The sequence below is a fragment of the Psychroflexus sp. S27 genome, assembly GCF_002810405.1.
GTDB lineage: Bacteria > Bacteroidota > Bacteroidia > Flavobacteriales > Flavobacteriaceae > Psychroflexus > Psychroflexus halocasei_A.
Genome location: NZ_NEXQ01000024.1, coordinates 156900 through 171434, shown reverse-complemented (window position 1 = coordinate 171434; position 14535 = coordinate 156900). Strand labels below are relative to the sequence as shown.

The 14535-nt window shown below is 34.1% G+C and carries 13 protein-coding genes; all 13 read right to left on the bottom strand.

Annotated features, from left to right (window positions below):
• Window positions 1-5: 5 nt before the first annotated feature.
• The 13 genes from CAP47_RS08580 to CAP47_RS08520 all read right to left on the bottom strand — a co-directional run bounded on the left by CAP47_RS08580 (window position 6) and on the right by CAP47_RS08520 (window position 14517).
• The gene (locus tag CAP47_RS08580; RefSeq protein WP_238141014.1) at window positions 6-911 is read right to left on the bottom strand and encodes a tetratricopeptide repeat protein; all 906 of its coding nucleotides are present in this window, start codon (window positions 909-911) and stop codon (window positions 6-8) included.
• The gene (locus tag CAP47_RS08575; RefSeq protein WP_100776249.1) at window positions 898-1947 is read right to left on the bottom strand and encodes a vWA domain-containing protein; all 1050 of its coding nucleotides are present in this window, start codon (window positions 1945-1947) and stop codon (window positions 898-900) included. Before CAP47_RS08575 ends, CAP47_RS08580 begins: the two co-directional genes overlap by 14 nt.
• Window positions 1947-2951 carry a vWA domain-containing protein gene (locus CAP47_RS08570; RefSeq protein ID WP_192869973.1) on the bottom strand — a complete coding sequence of 335 codons (1005 nt, stop codon included), beginning with the start codon at window positions 2949-2951 and terminating at the stop codon, window positions 1947-1949. Before CAP47_RS08570 ends, CAP47_RS08575 begins: the two co-directional genes overlap by 1 nt.
• On the bottom strand, window positions 2941-4566 hold the full coding sequence (locus CAP47_RS08565) for a hypothetical protein (RefSeq protein ID WP_153043512.1): 1626 nt from the start codon (window positions 4564-4566) through the stop codon (window positions 2941-2943). The genes CAP47_RS08570 and CAP47_RS08565 overlap by 11 nt, the downstream gene beginning before the upstream one ends.
• Window positions 4567-4589: 23 nt before the next feature.
• Complete coding sequence (locus CAP47_RS08560) at window positions 4590-5453, bottom strand: DUF58 domain-containing protein (RefSeq protein ID WP_100776246.1); 864 nt, start codon at window positions 5451-5453, stop codon at window positions 4590-4592.
• A gap of 54 nt (window positions 5454-5507) precedes the next feature.
• The gene (locus CAP47_RS08555; protein ID WP_100776245.1) at window positions 5508-6512 is read right to left on the bottom strand and encodes an AAA family ATPase; all 1005 of its coding nucleotides are present in this window, start codon (window positions 6510-6512) and stop codon (window positions 5508-5510) included.
• 181 nt (window positions 6513-6693) lie between these two features.
• The gene (locus tag CAP47_RS08550) at window positions 6694-7902 is read right to left on the bottom strand and encodes a murein hydrolase activator EnvC family protein (RefSeq protein WP_100776244.1); all 1209 of its coding nucleotides are present in this window, start codon (window positions 7900-7902) and stop codon (window positions 6694-6696) included.
• Complete coding sequence (locus tag CAP47_RS08545; protein ID WP_100776243.1) at window positions 7899-8654, bottom strand: DUF4292 domain-containing protein; 756 nt, start codon at window positions 8652-8654, stop codon at window positions 7899-7901. Before CAP47_RS08545 ends, CAP47_RS08550 begins: the two co-directional genes overlap by 4 nt.
• Before the next feature lie 6 nt (window positions 8655-8660).
• Entirely contained in the window at window positions 8661-10022 is a 1362-nt protein-coding gene (locus CAP47_RS08540) for a tetratricopeptide repeat protein (protein WP_100776242.1), read from the bottom strand.
• Entirely contained in the window at window positions 10022-11035 is a 1014-nt protein-coding gene (locus tag CAP47_RS08535; RefSeq protein WP_100776241.1) for a sugar phosphate nucleotidyltransferase, read from the bottom strand. Before CAP47_RS08535 ends, CAP47_RS08540 begins: the two co-directional genes overlap by 1 nt.
• Before the next feature lie 23 nt (window positions 11036-11058).
• Entirely contained in the window at window positions 11059-11493 is a 435-nt protein-coding gene (gene dut / locus CAP47_RS08530; protein WP_100776537.1) for a dUTP diphosphatase, read from the bottom strand.
• Between the two features lie 9 nt (window positions 11494-11502).
• Window positions 11503-12957, bottom strand: coding sequence for a lipopolysaccharide biosynthesis protein (locus CAP47_RS08525; protein ID WP_100776240.1), 1455 nt, complete (start codon window positions 12955-12957; stop codon window positions 11503-11505).
• 120 nt (window positions 12958-13077) lie between these two features.
• The gene (locus CAP47_RS08520) at window positions 13078-14517 is read right to left on the bottom strand and encodes a DUF5689 domain-containing protein (RefSeq protein WP_100776239.1); all 1440 of its coding nucleotides are present in this window, start codon (window positions 14515-14517) and stop codon (window positions 13078-13080) included.
• Window positions 14518-14535 lie beyond the last annotated feature (18 nt).

Here is a 14535-nt window from a genome sequence, read left to right as displayed (position 1 = left end):
TTTAATTACCAATCTTTTTCTGTTTTAACCTTTGAACCTTTTGCTTTTTTGGCATTTATTTTTTCTTGAATTTGGTCTTCCTGATTTTCTATTGCTTTTAATAAACGCTGAACTTGCTCAGGTGAAAGCTTTCCTTTTTGAGGCTTTTGTTGTTCCTGTTCACCTTTATCTTTATTGCTTTTATTCTGTTCTTTATCTTTTTTGTCTTGCTGATCTTTTCCTTCTTCCTTTTCATCAGACTTATCTTTATTCTGATCGCCTTCATCTTTATTTTCTTGATCTTTCTGATCGCCTTTATCTTTTTGATCTTCGCTATCGCCGTCTTTATCAGAATCTTTGGACTTGTCTTCTTGGTCTTGATCCTGATCTTGATCTTTTTGTTGATCTTGATTTTCTTGTTTATTATCATCGCCGTCTCCTTTGCCATCATTCTTCTCATTCTTTTGCTTTTCTTTGGCTAAAGCATAATTGTAACGTGTTTCTTCATCATTAGGATTATTTCTTAAAGCATTTTTATAAGCTTCAATGGCGCCTTTATAATTTTCTTCTTCCATTAAAGAATTACCAAGATTATGATATGCCTTATGAATCAAATCTTTATCGTTCGTGTTTTTTATCGCCTCTAAAATACGTCTGCGAGCAGCAGGAACCTCATCATTATCTAAATATAAATTACTGAGATTATAGGTTGCCGTTGAATTATTTCCTGTTTTGGCTAAAGCTTGACGATAAGCCGCCTCTGCCTCAGCAAAATCACCAGAAACAGCTTTTTCATAAGCCTCAGATAATAGTTTTTTATCCTCTTTTCTTAATTCAGGTTTATCTTGCTGCTGTTGCCCTTTTGAATGTTTTGAAAACATTAAAAAAGAAACTGTCAAAACCAAGTATAAAAGTTGTTTACTTCTTTGCATCATCCTTGTCATTAAATAAATTCAACCTTTGTATCCAGTTTGTTTTTTTATCGAAAACGAACATATCTAATATGAGCAAAAGAATCGCTAAACCTAAAAACCATTGATATTGGCTTTTAAAATCAGCGTATTGTTTTGATTCAAATTCTGTTTTCTCTAATTCATTGATGTTCTCAAAAATCTGATCGACCACTTCTTTTGTATTCACGCCGTGCATATAATCACCATCAGTAATTGAGGCAATTGTTCTTAAAGTGTTTGGATCCATTTTGGTAATGACCGTTTCGCCAGTTTTATCTTTTTTATAAGATTTAGTTTGCCCTCTTTTTTTGATCGGAATTGGTGCTCCTTTTTCAGAGCCTAAGCCTATTGCGTAAATTTTAATTCCTTTTTCTGCGGCTTTTTCACTGATGGCTTCAAGGTTGCTTTCATGATCTTCACCATCGCTTAAAATTACAAGAACTTTATTAGTTTGATCTTCATCATTAAAATAAGTTGTTGCTAAATCAATCGCTTGGTTAATGGCTGTTCCTTGACTTGAAACCATATTCGTGTTCATGGTTTTCAAAAAAGTTCGGGTTGTTCCGTAATCTGTTGTGATTGGTATTTGTGGAAAAGCACTTCCAGCGTAACCAATTAAACCAACACGGTCTCCGGCTAATTTACTAATTACTTGATTTGTGATTTGCTTTGCTTTCTCAAGTCGATTAGGAGCGATATCTTCAGCCAACATACTTTTGGAAACATCAAGCGCAAAAACAATATCGATGCCTTCGCGTTTTACCGTTTCTATTTTGGTTCCCGCCTTCGGGTTGACAAGCGCAATCGTTAAAGCAATGATCCCTAAACTAATAATAAGCAGTTTTAATAAGGGTTTACCTTTGGAGAAATCTGGTGCTAAATAGTAAAAAAACTTTGCTTCAGCGAACTGAGCTTGACGTTTTTTCTGCCATAATGCATAAATCCAAAACACCAAAAAGAGAATTGGAATCAGGGCTAAAACCCAAAAATAATATGTTTCTTCAAGAATATACATTATACAAAACTTCTAAATACTGTAAATTTCAACAATTGCTCTAAACAAATAAGACCAAAACCTATGAGGATTAAAAGTCTAAATTTCTCATCATAATTGTAATATTTAAATTCCTCAACTTCTGATGTTTCTAACTTATCAATTTCATCATAAATCGATTTTAACTTCTCATTATCTGTTGCTCTAAAATATTTTCCACCAGTTTGTTGAGCAATATCCTTTAATAAAGCTTCATCAATTTCAACCTTAACTTGGCGATAAACATAACTTCCATCTCCACGAACGGCGACTGGCGACAGTGCTTCTCCATTCGTCCCTATCCCGATTGTATAAACTTTTGTATCGTATTCAAGTGCCAATTCAGTTGCTGTCACAGGATCGATAAAACCTGAATTATTGACACCATCTGTTAAAAGAATAATGACTTTACTTTCAGCCTCACTTTCTTTAAGCTTATTGACAGAAGTTGCCAATCCCATTCCGATAGCAGTTCCGCCTTCAATAAGGTCGTTAAACTCAATCCCATCAATCGCTTTTAAAGTGATTTCTTTATCACTTGTAATCGGTGTTTTGGTATAACTTTCACCTGCAAAAATTGTAATACCAAATCTGTCATTTGGTCTTTGATTTACAAAATCTTTTGCCACTTGCCTTAAAGCTTCAAAACGATTTGGCTTTAAATCTTTTGCCAACATACTTGCAGAAACGTCAACAGACATGACAATATCGATTCCTTCAGATTTTTTTACTTCAGTTGATTCGTCAACTTCTCTTGGTCTTGCCATCGCGACGATAAAAAAGCAAAGTGCTGCTAAACGTAACACCAATAAGAAAGGACGTAGTTTAGCGAGTAAACTTTGCTGACACTGAAATGCTTTTGTGCTTGACAAAAGCAAGCTTGAGTACTTCTTTTTATGACTCAAAATAGCCCATAAAATGAGTAAAGGAATGACCGTTAAAAGCCATAACCATTGCGGATGTTCAAATGTGAGATTAGCGAACATTGGCATCAGGTTTTTCAAATTCAACTGAATTGATGATACGCTCCGTTATCGTTTGAGCGTATTCATCTTCTGCGTTATAGATAATTGTGATTTGCTGATAACGCCCAGCAAATCCAAAGTTTAAAATTTGATAATTCTTTTTGATATCATTCTGTGTAATCGGGTTTTTAATCGCAAAACTTCCAAAAACCTTCACACCTTCTACACCTTGATAAGTTTCAAAGTCTTCATTCTTCATCAAAATATTATAAGCGCCTTTTTCTTCTAAATTCTGATAAACGCCTTCAACAGCTTTATCTAAATCAAAATCGACTTCTTTTTCAAAAGAAACTTGACTTAACACCACAAATAAATTTGAATAAATACTTCCTGAAGCAAAGCTTTCTTGCTTTGAAGCTTGCACAGTTTTGATACCTAAGCTGTCTAAATTTTGACGCACAAGAACTTCTGGCGTTGTTATTTTCACAGCAGGAACAGAATACTCACTTGTGATCCAATCATTTTCAAGCATAGATTTACTTTCGTTACCAAAAACATTATCTCTCACATAATCAAAGCCTTTTGTGGCAACTAAAGATGAAACGCTTAAAATAAGAAGCAAAACGCCAATGGCAACACCAGCAATAATCTTTTGCTTTTTACGCTTTTGTCGCAATTGCTCTTGATAAGCTCTATCTTTTCGTTTCTCTTCTGCCGTTGGTTCAGGAATTGCGCTTTGTACATGCTTGATAAACTTTTCAATGTCTTTACGATAAGCTTTTAAACTAATGACATCAGGCTTTTGTCCTGCAAATTTTGAGAAATCGGCTTGAACTAATATCTTTTGATAAGTCTCTAAATACTTCTCTTTGAAATTGACTTTCTTGTCTTCCTTTTTTTGATAAAGCGCTTGCATCAATTCGCTAGAGGTATATTCCATCGCACGAACTTCAATTTTTTCATCTAAATAACGGCGACTGATGTTCGTCAACTCTGTAATATAGTCTTTAAGCTGTCGGTTCACGATTAAATCAGATTGATCCAATTCTTTTAAAGAAACTTGTGCTTGCTGATAAGGCGGTAATCTCTTTTTAGAATGGTCTTTTTTCTTTTTGTATTTAAAATAAATAAAAACGAGAAGGATAATCAACAAGATTATACCCAACGCCCACCAAAACCATTTTGGGAGTTGAAAAGGTTTTTTAACGCCAATCTCACGTTTGATTGGATACAGTTTTTGTTTCGTCGTATCAACTTCGATATTGGCAACACTTAATTTGATGCTATCGGTTAAAAAAGGCTTTTCATTAATTTTTAATAACTGAGGCGGAATTGTGTATTGACCAGAATCAAATTGTGTGAGTTTGTATTTCTTTAAAAGTTTTAAATTTTTATCATTTAAAAAAGTCGTGTCAATTTTCAAATCTTCAACCATTTCCATAGGAACAAAACTTTGCTCCTTTGGAAAAATAACCTGGTCGTTTTCTGAAATACCTTCAACCGAAATGCTATAGGATATTTGCTCTCCTATCCGCATCTGAGAAGTATCGACTTCAGCTTTAACGTTTTGAGAAAAAGCATCTGTAAAACACAAAAACATCAGACAAATCAATGTCAAATGTTTTACCGATAGCATCGAAAAATGTTTTAAACTTTTTATCATCTTCTTTTAAAATATGCTAATAATTTCTTGACATAACTTTCATCAACGCGACAATTCATATAACCAGAACCGCTCAATCTAAAAGCGCGATAAAAATAATCAACCTGATCTCTATATTGTTTTTGGTAGGTTTCTTTTACACTTGCTAACGAGGTATTCACCCAATTGAATGCTCCAGTTTCAGCATCTTGCACTTGTATCAAGCCTAAACTCGGTAAACTTTCTTCGCGTTCATCATAAACTCTGATCCCAGTAACATCGTGTTTTTTAGCAGCAATTTTCAATTTATGCTCATAAGTATCGTCCATAAAATCTGATAACACAAAAACAATCGCTTTCTTTTTGAGCATGTCAATCATATATTTGAAAGCTTTGCCCAAATCTGTTTTTTTGTTTTGAGGTTTAAACTCTATCAATTCACGAATAATTCTCAATACATGAGAGCGCCCTTTTTTGGGTGGAATATACAGTTCGATTTGATCTGAAAACAGCATCAAACCAATCTTATCATTATTTTTAGTAGCAGAAAAAGCGAGTGTTGCTGCTATTTCTGTAATGATGTTATCTTTAAAATCAGCTTTAGTCCCAAAGGAATTAGAAGCAGAAACGTCAACAAGAAGCATCATTGTTAGCTCGCGCTCTTCTTCAAAGACTTTCACAAAAGGCTCATTGTAGCGCGCTGTCACATTCCAATCAATGCTACGCACATCGTCACCAAATTGATATTGACGAACTTCGCTGAAAGTCATTCCGCGACCTTTAAACGCAGAATGATATTCTCCACCAAAAACATTATCGCTGAGGCGACGTGTTTTGATTTCGATTTTGCGAACCTTTTTTAGTAAATCTTTAGTTTCCATAAAGTGAAAAAATTGACATCTTAACTCAAAATAACGATTGGGAAATCGTCACTTTTACGGCACTTCAATCTCGTTAATCACTTTGTTGATGATATCTTCTGTTTTGATATTTTCAGCTTCAGCTTCATAAGTAATTCCGATTCTATGACGCAAAACATCATAAACGATAGCACGCACATCTTCAGGAATCACATAGCCACGACCTCTGATAAAAGCATAACACTTTGCAGCAGTTGCCAAGTTGATACTTCCACGAGGAGAAGCACCAAAACTAATCAACGGCTTAATCTCTTCTAAACCATAACGTTCTGGGTAACGTGTTGCAAAAACAATATCAAGGATGTAGCGTTCAATTTTTTCGTCCATATAAACCATACGAACCGCTTCTTGCGCACGTAAAATTTGATCGAGAGAAACGACAGGCTGAACTTCATCATAAGTGCCTTTTAGGTTAGCTCTTACAACCATCTGCTCTTCTTCGAGTTTTGGATAGTCGATCACAGTCTTCAACATAAAACGGTCAACTTGTGCTTCTGGTAAGGGATAAGTTCCTTCTTGCTCAACTGGGTTTTGCGTTGCCATCACTAAAAATGGTGGCTGTAACGTAAAACTTGTATCACCAATTGTGACTTGCTTTTCCTGCATAGCCTCTAGTAAAGCAGATTGCACTTTAGCTGGTGCACGGTTGATTTCATCAGCAAGGACGAAATTTGCAAAAATCGGTCCTTTTTTAATACTGAAATCGTTTTCTTTAATGTTATATATCATTGTCCCAACAACATCGGCTGGCAACAAATCTGGTGTAAATTGAATACGGCTAAAATCTCCTTTGACCGCTTTTGACAATGTATTAATCGCCAATGTTTTGGCAAGACCAGGAACACCTTCTAATAAAATGTGGCCTTTACCTAACAATCCAATTAATAGGCGCTCAATCATATGCTTTTGCCCAACGATAACCTTGTTCATTTCGTTGACTAATAAATCAACAAAAGCACTCTCTTCTTTCACTTTTGCATTGATAGTTTCTATATCAAGTGCTGCATTTTGTCCTTCCATAATCAGAATTTCTTATAGACGTATAAGTTCGTTTTATTACAATCTCGCGCAAATTCAAAAATAAATTGATTTTGCGTTGTTAATAGGAGGTTAAAAATAAAAAAATGGAGAAATAATTATGCTTATTTTATCAAAAAAGACAGAATTCTCTAAAGTAATTGGGAAATTGATGTCCTCGCATTTACATTTTGTAAATCCAAAGTTCAGGATTAAGTTTTTTCAAGTTCTTGAAAAGCTGAAAAAATAGCGTTGTTTTTCCTGATGAAGGGTTCTTACCAACACGGCCGATATCTTGATTTCTGAAAACAGTATCACCTTTTTCGACATAAACTTTATCTAAGTTATTATAAACCGTGATATAATCCCCATGACGAATCATCACGGCAATATTTGCTCCAGGAATTTTATTGATTTGGCTGACTTCACCTTCAAAAATAGCACGCGCATTGCTGTGCTTTTCAGTATCAATTCTCACACCATTACTTTCAATCATTGTAGTTCTCACAATCGGGTGCCGGTGCTTACCAAATCGCATAGAAACAATACCTGAAGTTACTGGCCACGGTAATTTGCCTTTGTTTTTATAAAAATCTTTTGCTAAAGCTTTTGCCTCTGGTGTTAATTTAAAACGGGTTGTTGATTTTGACCCAGATTTTGCATTTTCACGTGCGATGGCTTCCTTAATTAAACGTTCAATTTCTTGATCAATTTTAGCGACTTGCTTCTGCTTATCCTTGATTTCACTTTTGAAATCTTTTTCTTTAACTTTAACTTGCGCTAATAAAGATTTTAAATTCTTTTGATTAGAAACCAATTCACTTTTAGCCTTTCTGTTTTCGGCTAGAATGCTCTCTTTTTCTTTGCGCTGCTTGAAGAGCTCGTCGTTTAAAGCTTGTAATTCTTTAGTTTTAGCCTGAATTTCTTCACCTTGTTGCTTTCTGTAATTTGCGTATTGCTTCATATACTGCAAACGTTTATAAGCTTGAAAAAACGACTCAGACGATAACAAGAACATGATACGGTTTTGTTGATTATTACTGCGATAAGATTCCTGAATCATTAAGCCATAATCTTCCTTAAGATTGGATAAATCTGTTCTTAATCTATCAATTCTGTTTGCGTTTTCGTTGATGTTTTGTGTGATTAAGTTTGCTTCTTGATTGTAAACGCGCACCAATTTTTCAACAGAAGTAATTCGTAATTGTATTTCTTCTACTTCCTCTAAAAGTGATTTTTCTCTTTGTTGCGTAGAAACGAGAATCTTATTGATATCAGCAATCTCTTTTTTGATTTCCAATCGTCTTGCTTCTAATTCAGCTTTAGTTTGCGCAAACACAACTGAAGAAACACTAAAGAGTAAAAAGAAAATAAAAAATCTCAATTTAATCATAGCTTAGCTGGTTTATAAGACGATGGTACTGAATAAGGAAAACTCAATTTTTGGTTTAAACTTCTCGATTTGTAATCTAATTTGATTTTAACCAAATCATCATTTTCCTTGGCTAAAATAAGAATCTCATTTGGGAAATAACTATTTTTATCTTGTCTATAATCTTTATAAAAAACTTTCAAATCTCTGTTTTGCTGACTCAAACCTTGCTCAGTTAACAGAAAATCAGAAGCTGAGATTTTTGCTGTAAAAATCAAAAAATTCTGAAGTTCACTAATGTTTAAATATGCATTTTCTGAGTAATACATATGTTTTTTCTTTAAAGGCTCTAAATTTCGACCGATCAAAAGATTTTGTATTTGCTCAAAATCGATTTCTAAACCTAAATATTCCTTCGCTATTCGGAAATCACCATCAAAATATGTCTTGTCTAGCTTTTCGTAATACTGAACTTTTTCAGGAGTAATTAACACTTTAGCAACAGAAACAAGTCCCATCACTTTTGCGCTCAACCAAATTTTTTCGTCTTTTAAAATACGGTAATTAATACTCAAGCTTTGTGCGTCCTTTTTACTTTCGTATGAGACTTTCATCTTTCCAGAAATGCTTTCAAACTCTGGTGAATTCTTTTCAAAGTTCTTTAAAGCAACACGTTCTGAAACTGGTTTATCAAGATCGGATGCTGCTTTTTTTGTGCCACACGATGTCAGCACAAAAGTAAAAACAAGGATAAAACTGATATATTTTCTCATAGAATCTTATTCTTTTAGACGCTTAATTTTTTCTTGATAGAGCTTCATTTTTTCAGCGTTTTCTTCTCTTTGATAAATTTTCAAATAAAGCTCATAAATCTTAAGTTTAAGCTGTGTATTATCAATCAATAAAGATAAACTCATCTCTAATTGATCAATAGATTTTTGTGTTTGATTTAACTCAAATAAAGCTGCTGCTTGCGTGTAATAAAATATCGCTTGTGACGGATAAACGCTTAAAGCCTGCTCGCTTGTATTGAGTGCATCTTCAAATTTACCCAGATAAAGTTCAAGGTTTAAAATCTCTTTATATAACTTGAAATCATTGGGTTTATTGCGCAAAGCTTCTCGGTAATGACCTAGCGCTTTCTCTTGATCTTTTTCTTTGTAAAAGTTACCCAGCTCTTTCTGGCTTGATGTGTTTTTTTCTGAAGTAATGGCTTGATCTAATAAACTGATTAAATCTTGTTTTATTTCGGCATTTTGCTCAGCATAAATTCGGTAGGCATTGATGACTTCAACTTTTTCTTTCTCAGCAATCATCGGATTATTAAGTGTTTTCTGAGCATATTTCTTAGCCAAATCCTTCTGCTCAGTTTTGATATATGCTAAACTTAACGAAGGCAAAACATCAACAAACTCAGGAAGTTTTTGTTGTGCTTTTTGAGATAAGTCAATCACGTTTTCAAATTCGTTTCGATTCAAATAAATACGATTTAGAAAACGATAAGCATTTTTATCTTTTGAATTCTTTTTTAAGCGATTTTGAAAATAAGAAATCGCTGCTTTTTCATCGTTTTGAGAACGATAAATAACAAAGCGTTGTTGATCACGAGAGTCTGAATAACCGTAGCGTTGATCAAATTGTTGAAGTTGATTTAAAGCTTTATCATACTGTTTTGTGATATGGTAAAGGTTAATGAGTTCTTGTTGATAGTTGGAGTTATTTTCCGACAAAATCAAAGCTTGCTCAATCGCTTTTTCAAAGGCTTTATTTTGTGTGAAAAGTTGGTACAAAACCTGATGCACATATTTTTCTTGGTCTGCTTCAGCTTGCTCTAAAGCTTTCATTAAATAAGATTCAGCCTTCGTGTCAGCTTCTAATTTTGCGTGATTTTTACCCATCAGAAATAAAGCTGCAAAACTAGATTTATCAAGTTTGAGACATTTTTCTAAAGCAGAAATTGCCTTTTCAGGATTTTCAATCGCTTCTTGGGCTAGCGCTTCAAAAAAATGTTCTTGAAATTGATCAGATACATCTCCTAAATCATCACGATTAACTTCGTTTTGATTAATTTCTTCTTGGGCAAATGAAATAAAACTTGCCAAAAAGAAAATGAGAAAAGAGATGTATCTGACTTTTTTCATTACTCTAAAACTGAATAATCACCGATGCTAATCGATGTGAATTCACCGTTGTATTTTGCGAAATTGCCAATCATTGCATTATCGAGTTTTGCATTTTTGATTTCGGCATTTTCTTGAACAAGTGAATTCTTCATTTCTGTATTTTCAACAACTGTGTTGTTTCCTAAAGAAACATGAGGACCAATTTTTGCGTTTTTAAGCACAACATTTTCACCTATAAAACAAGGCTCGATGATTTCAGAATTTTCAATTTTAACTGAATCAGAAATCAAATTTTCTTTTTGATCAGCATGAATAAAATTCAGCATACGCTGATTGGTTTCAACAGTGACGGTTTTGTTTCCACAATCCATCCATTCATCAACTTTTCCTGGTTTAAAAACACGACCTTCAGCACGCATTTTATCAATTCCATCATTGATTTGATATTCACCACCACGCATGATATTTTCTTCAATCACTTCTTCTAATTTAGATTTAAGAAGCGCAACATCTTTAAAATAATAAATACCGATAACAGCCAAATCTGAAACAAATTCTTCAGGCTTTTCAACTAAATCAACGATGTGATTATCATCATTTAATTGAACTACGCCAAAAGCACTTGGGTTATCTACTTGTTTCACCCACATCACAGCATCGGCATCTTTATCAAGCGTAAAATCAGCTTTAAAAAGTGTATCGGCATAAGCCACAACAGCGGGTCCGCTCAAAGATTCTTTGGCACACATGATGGCGTGACCAGTTCCTAAAGGCTTATCTTGGTAATAAATACTAGGTTTCGCATTTAAGCTTTCAGCAACTTCAGTGAGTTTATTTTCTATTTCTTGTCCAAAATCTTCAGATATAATAAAAGCAACTTCATCAATCTTTTCATCCAAAACACCTGCAATATCTTCTACAAGACGCTGAACAATTGGTTTGCCAGCAATAGGAATTAATGGTTTAGGAACAGTTAATGTGTGAGGTCTTAAACGAGAACCTCGACCTGCCATAGGCACTATAATTTTCATAATCTATATTCTAAAAGTTAGTTTTATTTTTTGCCGGTGCTGCCAAATCCGCCTTCACCGCGTTCTGTTTTGTTGAGTTCTTCAACTTCAATCCAATCAGCTTGTTCACATTTTGCAAAAACAAGTTGAGCGATTCTATCACCATGAGAAACTGTAAAATCTTCTTGAGACATGTTGATAAGGATTACACCAATTTCACCGCGATAATCAGCATCAATTGTGCCTGGAGAATTAACAAGAGAAATTCCTTTTTTAAGAGCTAGTCCACTTCTTGGTCGGACTTGCGCTTCGTACCCTTCAGGGATTTCTAGAAAGATTCCTGTTTTCACTAAGCATCTTTCAAATGGTTTTAGTAAAACATCTTCAGTTATATTCGCTCTTAAATCGACACCTGCAGAAAACTTCGTTTCGTAAGATGGAATTGGATTAGAGGATTTATTAAGAATCTTGATTTGCATAGGCTTCATTTATGATTTTAATAATTTCTTGATTTCGTTTTTTTCTTTAAAATAAATGAAGAAAACAAAAAAGGCTAAACTTGCAATGCCGAAGATATAATTTTCTTCAAAGGTATAAAAAGAAAGTGCTCCTAAACCAACGGATACAAGCATATATAAAAGTATTCGAGATGTTTGGAAAGGGATAGGATAGTATTTTTTTGAGTAAATGTAGGACAAAATCATCATGCTTGCATAGGCCAAAAGCGTAGCGATTGCAGAGCCGTAATAACCAATCATTGGGATCAATAAAATATTCATCAAAAGTGTCAACAATGCGCCAAAACCAGAAATATAAGCACCAAACTTGGTACGATCGGTAATTTTATACCAAACAGATAGATTGTGATAAATCCCTAAACAAAAATTGGCCAATAATATAAGCGGCACAATAGCTAAGGCTTCATAATAACTTTCATCACGAACGATAAGCAGTTTTAAAGGCTCGATAAAAACCATCACGCTCAATAAAATAATCGCGCCAATAATGACAAAATATTTTGTAATCATGGCATAAGCTTTTTGAGGGTTTTCAGTTTTGGCATGGCTAAAGAAGAAAGGCTCGATCCCCAAACGGAAAGCGGTGGCATAAAGCGTCATGAAAACAGCTAATTTATAACAAGCGGAATAAGCGCCAATTGCCGAATCAGCAATGTCATCTGGCAATAAATATTTTAATAAAATCCTATCAAAAACTTCATTGACTGAAAAAGCTAAACCGGCGAGTAATACTGGATAAGCATACTTTAGCATACGTTTCCACAAAGCTTTATCAAAATTAAAACTAAGCTTAAAATAGAAAGGCAAAAGCATCACTAAAGTCGCTGCACTTGCGACTAAATTAGCTATAAAAACATAATTGACTTGAAAATCTGGAACATATAAAGCTTCAAAAAAAGAAGATTTTGTATGCCATGAAACAAGCCAAACTAAGAAGAAAACTGTTAGAAAAACGTTGATAGAAACATTGATTAGCTTGATTAAAGCAAACTTTCGTGGTTGTCCTTTAGCTCTTAAATAGGCAAATGGGATAATCACAAAAGCATCTAAAGCCAGAATCCAGATGATTAATTTATAGTGATCGGGATGTATATCTAAAAGATGAGATAATTGTGGCGTAAAAAATAAAGCGATGATCAAAAACAAAGTTGTAGTTCCAACTAATGACCAAGCTGATGTATTAATGACATTCTGTTTATTTTCTTTAAGATTAAAAAATCTAAAAAAAGCGGTTTCCATGCCGTAGGACAGAAACACATTGAACAATACAAAATAAGCAAAGATGACAGAAATACGGCCGTAAACAGCTGAATCTGTTAAGTATTCGGTATGAATTGGCACAAGAATGAAACTGATCATTCTCGGCAAAACCGTTGCTAAACCGTAAATAAAGGTTTGTTGAAATAGCTTTTTATAAAGACCCAATACTTATTTTTTAAGTTTTCAAATTTAAGCAAATAATACGCAAATGCGTTCCAGGTTTAAGACGAAAAAAGGCTGTCGTAATGTGACAGCCTTTTTTAAATTCGTTAATGAAAATGATTTTTAGTTACCTGTAACTTTAATATCATCTATGTGGTAACGTGTTGTCGCATCAGGGTCAGAACCTACATATTTAAATGCGATTCTAACATTATCACCAGCACAAGAAATATTTGTTGGACCAACATCTTGGAAATTTCCAAAACCACTTGAAGGACCGTTAGGCACTTCAAGATCTAAAGCCTTCCACTCTGTTGTTGCAGGATCACCTGTGTAATTATCGGTAATATGCATTGATAAAATAACACCATTGTTATGGTTTGTTTGGATACGCATGCTCAAATCTTCATCAGTTGTTGATGATAAGTCGATTTCAGGCGAAACTAACCAAACTTCATAATTAGTCTCTCCTGATTGAAAACCTGATATTTGCGCATATTTATCACCTTGAAAGTTTGTTAACACGTATGATAAGTTTCCACCTGTGACGTTAATATTATCCCAGCCAATTGATGCAAAAGTTGTTGCTGAGTTAAAGTTCTCCTCATAAACGATAGAATTACTATCGTTAGGGATACCACAATATAGAATATTTGGATCATCACAACGCTCATTTGTCATATCTGCGTCTTCAGGAGTTCTCATAAAAAGAGTGTAGTTATCACCATAGTAAGTCCTTGATAAAACGCCTGAAAGCGTTCCTGAGCCTTGCGGAAGAGAAACAGATTTAAAATCAGAGAAAGCACTTGTACTTATCGGCATTTGACCATTAGAAACACAACTTAAGAATGTACGCTCAACATCATACTCATCACCTGGCTCACCAGCATAAGTGATTGATGAAATGACATTGCCATCTTCATCATATCGCATAAGAGACCTTTTAAATTGAACTTCACTAAATTGAACAAAAGTATTAACATTTTCTGCTGATAAATCGTCAAAGGAAATCATGTCAGGGACAATTGTTGCGATTTCAGATGATCTTAAAATATGTTTTTCAACTTGCGATGCTGGGATGTCATCTATTTCAGAACCATTGTTTATACCTAAAGTTGGCTCGTTGAACTCAGTGTTTGGGTAATACTGAACATTATCAACTTGCTGTCCAACTGTTAATCCATCAAGCTTGATATATACTTTTTGACCAAATGCATATCTTGTAAAAGCTGGTGTTATATCAATACCAATAGCAAAACCTATCGTTGGGTTTTCAGGCTTGTCTTGAACGACTAATTTTTTGTAAAAGTTACCTCCTTCGTCAGAAGAAACAACATAAGCTTCTGCGTAGTTATTGGTTTCTTCGAAAGTAAAATTTTGATATTCATTAGTAACCAATTCATTATAAACCGTTGATAAATCAACTATAGTTCCATCAATATTTGGCTCTTCTTCTACAATGTTTAGGTCTGCGTAATCGTCATCTTGGACGCAAGAGGTCAACATTGTGCTTGCTCCAATAAATAGGAGCATCAAAAAATAATTTATTCTTAAATTTTTCATTATCATCTGAATTTTTAT

Bases quoted from the DNA above. Each gene is read 5' to 3' on its own strand.
- CAP47_RS08545 (WP_100776243.1), bottom strand. From the start codon at position 8,654: ATGAGAAAATATATCAGTTTTATCCTTGTTTTTACTTTTGTGCTGACA.
- CAP47_RS08575 (WP_100776249.1), bottom strand. From the start codon at position 1,947: ATGTATATTCTTGAAGAAACATATTATTTTTGGGTTTTAGCCCTGATT.
- CAP47_RS08580 (WP_238141014.1), bottom strand. From the start codon at position 911: ATGCAAAGAAGTAAACAACTTTTATACTTGGTTTTGACAGTTTCTTTT.
- CAP47_RS08535 (WP_100776241.1), bottom strand. From the start codon at position 11,035: ATGAAAATTATAGTGCCTATGGCAGGTCGAGGTTCTCGTTTAAGACCT.
- dut (WP_100776537.1), bottom strand. From the start codon at position 11,493: ATGCAAATCAAGATTCTTAATAAATCCTCTAATCCAATTCCATCTTAC.
- CAP47_RS08520 (WP_100776239.1), bottom strand. From the start codon at position 14,517: ATGAAAAATTTAAGAATAAATTATTTTTTGATGCTCCTATTTATTGGA.
- CAP47_RS08550 (WP_100776244.1), bottom strand. From the start codon at position 7,902: ATGATTAAATTGAGATTTTTTATTTTCTTTTTACTCTTTAGTGTTTCT.
- CAP47_RS08570 (WP_192869973.1), bottom strand. From the start codon at position 2,951: ATGTTCGCTAATCTCACATTTGAACATCCGCAATGGTTATGGCTTTTA.
- CAP47_RS08560 (WP_100776246.1), bottom strand. From the start codon at position 5,453: ATGGAAACTAAAGATTTACTAAAAAAGGTTCGCAAAATCGAAATCAAA.
- CAP47_RS08540 (WP_100776242.1), bottom strand. From the start codon at position 10,022: ATGAAAAAAGTCAGATACATCTCTTTTCTCATTTTCTTTTTGGCAAGT.
- CAP47_RS08555 (WP_100776245.1), bottom strand. From the start codon at position 6,512: ATGGAAGGACAAAATGCAGCACTTGATATAGAAACTATCAATGCAAAA.
- CAP47_RS08565 (WP_153043512.1), bottom strand. From the start codon at position 4,566: ATGCTATCGGTAAAACATTTGACATTGATTTGTCTGATGTTTTTGTGT.